The 6,189-nt window shown below is 75.2% G+C and carries 5 protein-coding genes and 1 pseudogene; 1 reads left to right on the forward strand and 5 read right to left on the reverse strand.

Going from position 1 to position 6,189, the window contains the following annotated elements; genetic code table 11:
- Window positions 1-31 precede the first annotated feature (31 nt).
- The 4 genes from ACWJ6R_RS04755 to ACWJ6R_RS04770 form a co-directional block, all read right to left on the reverse strand.
- A complete protein-coding gene (locus ACWJ6R_RS04755; RefSeq protein WP_449061012.1) occupies window positions 32-1,498 on the reverse strand; it encodes an FAD-binding oxidoreductase in 1,467 nt (488 codons plus the stop codon).
- 187 nt (window positions 1,499-1,685) lie between these two features.
- A complete protein-coding gene (locus tag ACWJ6R_RS04760) occupies window positions 1,686-2,942 on the reverse strand; it encodes an NAD(P)-binding domain-containing protein (protein WP_449061013.1) in 1,257 nt (418 codons plus the stop codon).
- 82 nt (window positions 2,943-3,024) lie between these two features.
- A complete protein-coding gene (locus ACWJ6R_RS04765) occupies window positions 3,025-3,771 on the reverse strand; it encodes a hypothetical protein (RefSeq protein ID WP_449061014.1) in 747 nt (248 codons plus the stop codon).
- Window positions 3,771-4,352: a hypothetical protein gene (locus ACWJ6R_RS04770; RefSeq protein ID WP_449061015.1), complete on the reverse strand. Its 582-nt coding sequence runs from the start codon at window positions 4,350-4,352 to the stop codon at window positions 3,771-3,773. The genes ACWJ6R_RS04765 and ACWJ6R_RS04770 overlap by 1 nt, the downstream gene beginning before the upstream one ends.
- A gap of 314 nt (window positions 4,353-4,666) precedes the next feature.
- On the opposite strand from ACWJ6R_RS04770, the gene ACWJ6R_RS04775 reads away from it, so the two are divergent.
- Window positions 4,667-5,689: a glycoside hydrolase family 26 protein gene (locus ACWJ6R_RS04775; RefSeq protein WP_449061016.1), complete on the forward strand. Its 1,023-nt coding sequence runs from the start codon at window positions 4,667-4,669 to the stop codon at window positions 5,687-5,689.
- Between the two features lie 273 nt (window positions 5,690-5,962).
- On the opposite strand, the pseudogene ACWJ6R_RS04780 reads toward ACWJ6R_RS04775, so the two are convergent.
- Window positions 5,963-6,148 (reverse strand): annotated as a pseudogene (locus ACWJ6R_RS04780) (glycosyltransferase); the annotation flags it as partial.
- Between the last annotated feature and the right edge of the window lie 41 nt (window positions 6,149-6,189).

The raw sequence follows: 6,189 nt of genomic DNA on the forward strand, positions 1-6,189 counted from the left end.
GCCCGGAGCCGGACACGGACCGAGGACCGGCTCAGATGCCCTGCGGGAGCCGGAAGAGGCGGCCGGGGTCGTAGGCGGCCTTGATCCGGGCGAGCCGGGCGGAGTTGGCCCCGTAGTAGGCGGTACGCCAGCCGTCCAGTTCGGGGTCGACGTAGTTGACGTAGGCGTGGTCGCCGAAGTGCGGGCGCATCGCGGCCCGCGCGGCGCGGGTCCAGCCGGCCGCCCCGGAGCGGTGGGCGTAGTACTGCACGCTGTACAGCGCGGCCCGGTGCGGGAAGGCCGTGGCGTCCGGGCGGACGCGGCCGACCGCGCCGCCCAGGGCGTCCAGGAGCACGGTGTGGTCGCCGGCCTTCGCCACCTCGGCGACCAGCGTCCTGGCCCCGGCTTCCGACAGCGGGCGGTAGGCCAGGTGGGACCTGGCCGAGAAGCGGTCCCGGGAGAGCCGGCCGTCGCGGGTCTGGCCGGGCAGGGACCCGCCCTGGTGGCACTGGGAGACCGACAGGTCCGAGCAGCCTGCCATGATCATCATGGCCTGCCGGTAGGGGACCTCCCTGACGGAGACGGAGGAGGCCGGGCCGATCCGGTCGGCCGCCGGGTCGAGCAGCCGCTCGCACTCCGCCCTGCCGCCGAGGTGGAGGCCGACGAGCCGCACGTCCGTGCCGCCGCCGTCGCGGCTCAGGTGCAGGGTGGACCAGATCGCGTCCGGGGCCGACGGCGCCCACGCCTGCCAGGTCCGTACCGCCCGGACCGCCCTCGCCCACGGCCAGCGCAGGGTGAAGACCGTGACCTCGCGGGCGGGGTGGGTCCGGAAGCCGAAGGAGACCGCCACCCCGAGGTTGCCGCCGCCCCCGCCGCGCGAGGCCCACAGCAGGTCGGCGTCATGGTCGGCGTCGCAGTCCAGCAGCCGCCCGTCGGCCGTGACGATCCGCACCGACTCCATCGCGTCGCAGGTCAGACCGTACTTCCTGGACACCACGCCGATCCCGCCGCCCAGCGCCAGCCCGCTCACCCCGACGGTGGGGCAGGTGCCCGCCGGGATGCTCACCCCGCGGGCCGCGAGCCGGTCGTAGACGTCGACGAGCTTGGCGCCCGCCCCCACGGTCGCCCGCCCGGAGGCGTACGCGACCGTGTCCATCGGCGAGACGTCGACGACCAGCCCGGTCCCGGTGGACCAGCCCGCGTAGGAGTGCCCGCCGGACCGCACGGCCAGCGGCACCCGCATCCGGCGGGCGAAGTTCACGCACTCGGCCACGTCGGACGGGTTCGCGCAGTAGGCGACGCCCGCCGGCCGCACCCCGTCGTAGGCGGGGTTGAACAGGCGGCGGGCGGCGTCGTAGGCGCCGTCGCCGGGCCGGACGAGCCTGCCGTCCAGTCCGCGGCCCAGCGCCTTCCAGTCCGACGGGCCGGGAGCGGAGCGGGCGGGCAGCCCGGCGCCGGTGGCGAGGGCGGCCAGGCCGCCGATCCGGAGGAATGTCCGCCGGTCCGGAGTGCGCTCCATGGTCTTCTCCCCGAGGGTTCCGTGTCGTCCGCCTGGTGAGACGCCCGCCGGGCCTGTCCGGTTCGTCACGATAACGTCACTTCCCGGAGGCCGTGCGGAGCCGCACGGTGACGCCGGGGCCGTACGGCGGCGCCGGAGCCGGAGGCCGTGCGGGGCCGTGCGGAGTCGTAGGGGCCGGCGTGGAACCTCAGCCGATGTATTCGCGGGGCCGGACCGGCCGCGCGGAGACCCCGGAGAGCATCGAGCGCGCCCGCACGGCGGCCACCAGGCCGCGGGTGACGCGGCGGGCCGCGAAGTGCGTGCCGTGCACGAACCTCATGACCGGGCCGAACGTGCCGGCCGCGGCCAGCCCCACGGCGAACAGGCCGCTGACCGAGGTCTCGAAGTTCTTCGTCAGCAGGGGAGAGGTCCCGGTGCGCCGGATGGCGTAGCGGAGGTTGCCGTCGAGGACGTCCATCCGCTCGACGTCCACCAGGTAGCCGGTGGCGGCGATCACGTGCTCGGTGCGGACGGTCCTGACGCTGCCGTTCTCGTCGCGGAGCGTCAGGCTCACCTCGTCGCCGTGGACCGCGCCCGCGAGCGTCTGCCCCAGCACCACCGGGACGTGCCCGTCGAACCGCTTGCGCAGCCACCACGCCCCGGCCGGGCCCAGCGTCGTGCGGACGATGCGGTGACGGGTGGCGGGCGGGAGGTGACGCACGCTGCCGGGCAGCTCGGACCAGATCCACGAGCGCCAGCCGGTGCCCAGGCCGGAGACCGGGGACAGCAGCCGCCGCAGCGCCGAGGCTCCGGTCTCCGGCACGTTGTTCCAGCGCAGGGTGTTCACCCGGGCCACCACCCGGGGCCGGGCTCCGGCCTCCAGCAGCAGGGTCGCGGTCTCCAGGGCGGACTGCCCGGCGCCGACCACGGTGACGTCGCGGCCCGCGAACGCCGACAGGTCGTGGTGCTCGGAGCTGTGCGTGCAGATCTCGGGAGGCAGCCCGGAGAGCACGGCGGGCCGGTGGGCGAAGGGCAGGAAGCCCAGCGCCAGGACCACCGTCCGGGTCATGACCGTCTCCCCGGTCGACAGCTCGACCGCGAAGAGCCTCCCCTGGGGGCGGACCTCGGTCACGGAGGAGGGGTCGAGCGCCTCCCCGACGGTCCGGGCCCGGAACCACCGGCCGTAGTCGACGAACGTCTCCACGGGCACGGGCTCGCCGTAGGCGCACGACAGGCCTCGGGGACGGCAGTAGGCGTCCAGGCCGTAGCTCCGGTGCGGGTCGGCGAGGTTCGACGCGGCCGGCTCCGACTTGAGCAGCATCCCCCGGGGCATGTGCCGCTCCCAGGACTCCATGGGGCGGCCGTAGACGCGCACGTCCAGTCCGGCCGCGACGGCATGGGCGCCGACGGAGAGCCCGTAGGGGCCCGCACCGACGACGGCGACGTCGATTACCGGCGTGCGCATGCTTTCTCCTTGCTCATTTAAAATCCCCCGTAAAGGAATCGACCCGCGGTTGACCCCTTGTTCTCCGAATGCTTCGAAAATTCTAACGCGGTGCCGCGGAAAGGCTCCGGCGGCGGCGGGCGAGGCGGTTAAAGCCTCGTTTCATTGTCTGTCTCGCCATGGTCACGAAAGGCAGGAGATCGTCGCCGGCGAACCAGGCGAACTCGTCGGCCTCGCACAGCGACCGGAGCCAGCCGGCGCAGGTGAGCTCTCGCGCGCGCCGGTCGTGGAGGGCGGGCAGCGCGTCGTAGTTCTCGACCAGGTAGGTGCGGCCGTACGCGGGGCGGCCCGGGGGCGGGGGGGCTCCGGTGAGGTCGAGGTGGAGCACGCGGACGAGGTCGAGGCCCCGCTCGTCGGTGAACAGCCGGAACTGCGCGCCCAGACGGGGGTTGAAGTCCAGCAGGTGGTAGACGTCCGCGGCGGCGTCGTACCGGAAGTCCAGGTCCAGGACGCCCCGGTAGCCCAGCCTGGAGGCGAGGGTGCGCGCCACGGCCTCCACGCGGGGGTCGGGCAGCCACCGGCCGAGCGTGGTCAGGCCGGCGCGGGGCGGGTAGGCCCGCTCCTTGCGGCCGGCGCCGCCGAACAGGCAGCGGGAGCCCTCGCTGAAGTAGCCGTGGAAGAACCAGTCGGAGCCCGAGGCGCCGGGCACGAACCGCTGGAAGAGCAGCTCGCCGCCGGGCCCGCCGGTCCGTTCCGCCAGCCGCGCGGCCTCCTGCGCGGTGCGGACCCGCGTCGTGCTGCGCAGCCCGGAGCCCGGGGGCAGCAGCCAGGGCCTGGCCCACTTGGCCATCAGCGGCAGCCGAGCCTGCGCACGGCGGCCGCCGCGTCGCCCGCGGTCCCGATCACGTGGGTCTCCGGGTGGGAGACGCCCAGGCTCGCGCAGAGCGCGGCCAGGGAGGCCTTGTCGGCCAGGCGGCGGGGCAGCTCGGGGACCTGCCCGGGCAGCAGGAAGAGGGGGGCGAGGGCGGCGGCGTGCTCGGCGGTGAAGACGGCGCCCGCGTCGTCCATCGGGATGAGGACCGCGCGGCGCCCGATGGCTCCGGCGATCGCCTCCAGCGCGGAGGTCAGCGCCTCCGGGGTCCTCGGTCCGTCCGGCCAGCGGTGCATGCGGGTCAGGTGGCGCGAGCGGGAGGCCGGGGCGTGCCGCCCCTCGAGGACCGCGTGCACCTCCACCCCGGCCCGGCCCAGGGAGCGGACGGCCGCCAGCGTGCCGTGGTGGAGGACGTTGTCGTCCAGCCGGAGCAGCAGGGCCGGGACGGCCGGGTCCGGCCGGATCGGACGGTCCGGCGGGGCCGGGTGGTCCGGCCGGATCGGATGGTCCGGCCGGTCGAGGTGCGGCAGGCCGCTCTCCGCCGGCTCGATCGTGCTCATGAATATGCCCGCCACATGAATTGGTTAATCTGGACCAGTCGATGCCCGCCGCTCACTATATAAGCTTCCTGTGGATACCGGTGAATCGCCGGAGGCGTTTCCTCGATATATGGAAGCAATATCGGACCCCCTCCGATAATCGGCTTCGAGCATGGCTTTCACTGAAAAATCCGGACGTTGTGCGCATCCGTTCGGCGGCCGCGCGGAGTCCCGCCGGCCGTTCGGGGCCGCGCCCTGCGGACGGCGGTCACCGGGAGGCGGTGCGGCGGATGGCGGGGACGGCGAGGGTGACGAGGACGGGGCGCGGGAGGCGGGTGAGGACACTCGGCTGGGGGATGCTCGCCGTACTCGCGATCTCGGGGCCGCGGGGGGAGGCGCCGCCGGCCGGTGGCGACGGCGGCCGGGCGGTACGGCCCGCGGCGGCGGTCCCGTTCGGGGTGTTCCTCGCCTCCGACGCGCGCGGCACCGAGCGGCTGCCCCGGTTCGAGGCCTGGCTCGGCGGCCGCCGGGCGACCGTCGGCCGGACGTACCTGCCGGGGGAGAACTGGACCGCCCTGCGGGGGCCGGACTTCATCCTGGACCCCTGGACCCGCTGGCGCGCCGCCGCGCCGGGGCGCGTGCTGGCGGTCAACGTCCCGATGGTCGCGCCCAACGAGGGGCGGCTGCCCGACGCCGAGGTGGCCGGGCTCCTGCGCGCGGGCGCGAAGGGGGCCTTCGACCCCGTCTTCCGGCGGCTGGCGGCCCGGCTGGTCGCGGCGGGAGCCGCCGACACGATCGTCGTGCTGGGCTGGGAGATGAACGGGACGACCTACTCCAGCCGCTGCGCGCCCGACCCCGTGGCCTGGAAGGCCTACTGGCGGCGGATCGTCACGGTGATGCGGACGGTGAAGGGCCAGGGCTTCCGGTTCGACTTCGCCCCCAGCCGGGGCCGGGACGCCATCCCCTGGACGGAGTGCTATCCCGGCGACGACGTGGTCGACATCATCGGCATGGACAGCTACGACCAGCATCCCGGCGGGACCTTCGACGACTATCTCGACCAGCCGTACGGCATGCGCCACCACGCGCGGTTCGCGGCGGCGCGCGGCAAGCCGATCTCGTTCCCGGAGTGGGGGCTGTTCCGCCGGGGCGACCGCCCCGAGTACGTGCGGGGGATGCTGGAGTGGATCCGCACCCACGACGTGGCCTACCACTCGATCTCCGACTACTGCCCGCACGGGGTCTGGCAGTGCCGGGACAACCCCCGCTCGGCTCAGGTCTTCCGCGAGTCGATGGGCCCGGCCGCCTCCCGGCCGGGCGGAGGGACGGGGACCCCGGCGGCTCCTGCGCCGCCCTGACGCGCCCCGGCGCCCCCGGCGTCCCCGTCGCCCTCGTCCCATCGGGAGACCGGGACGCTCCCGGCCGACGGCCCGGCGGTGGCTCCGGCCGCGTCCACCCGCACGTCGCGGATGACGCGCCAGGTCAGCGCCGCCAGACGGTCCAGCACGGGCCGGACGCCGAAGTCCGCGGCCCGCGAGACCGCGGCCGCCCCCCTCCTGGTGGGCGAGCAGCGGGTGGCGGAGCCGGAGGGCGACCGCCTCGGCCAGGGCCCCGGCGTCCTCGGGCGGGACGAGGGCGCCGACCCGGGGGGTGACCACCTCCGACAGGCCGGGGACGTCGGCGGCGACCAGCGGACGGCCGCTCGCGAGCGCCTCCAGCGCGGTCAGCGGCAGCCCCTCCCAGCGGGAGGGGAGGACGACCACGTCGGCCGCCGCGTACCAGGGACGGACGTCGGCGACGGCGTCGGCGAACACCACGCCGGGCCGGCCGCCGCGCGCAGAGCGGACCGGAGGTCGGC

The sequence above is a fragment of the Planomonospora algeriensis genome (assembly GCF_977012225.1).

What these genes read in the sequence shown, in the direction of transcription:
- ACWJ6R_RS04755 (WP_449061012.1), bottom strand. Translation starts at nt 1,498, where the DNA reads ATGGAGCGCACTCCGGACCGGCGGACATTCCTCCGGATCGGCGGCCTG.
- ACWJ6R_RS04760 (WP_449061013.1), bottom strand. Translation starts at nt 2,942, where the DNA reads ATGCGCACGCCGGTAATCGACGTCGCCGTCGTCGGTGCGGGCCCCTAC.
- ACWJ6R_RS04765 (WP_449061014.1), bottom strand. Translation starts at nt 3,771, where the DNA reads ATGGCCAAGTGGGCCAGGCCCTGGCTGCTGCCCCCGGGCTCCGGGCTG.
- ACWJ6R_RS04770 (WP_449061015.1), bottom strand. Translation starts at nt 4,352, where the DNA reads ATGAGCACGATCGAGCCGGCGGAGAGCGGCCTGCCGCACCTCGACCGG.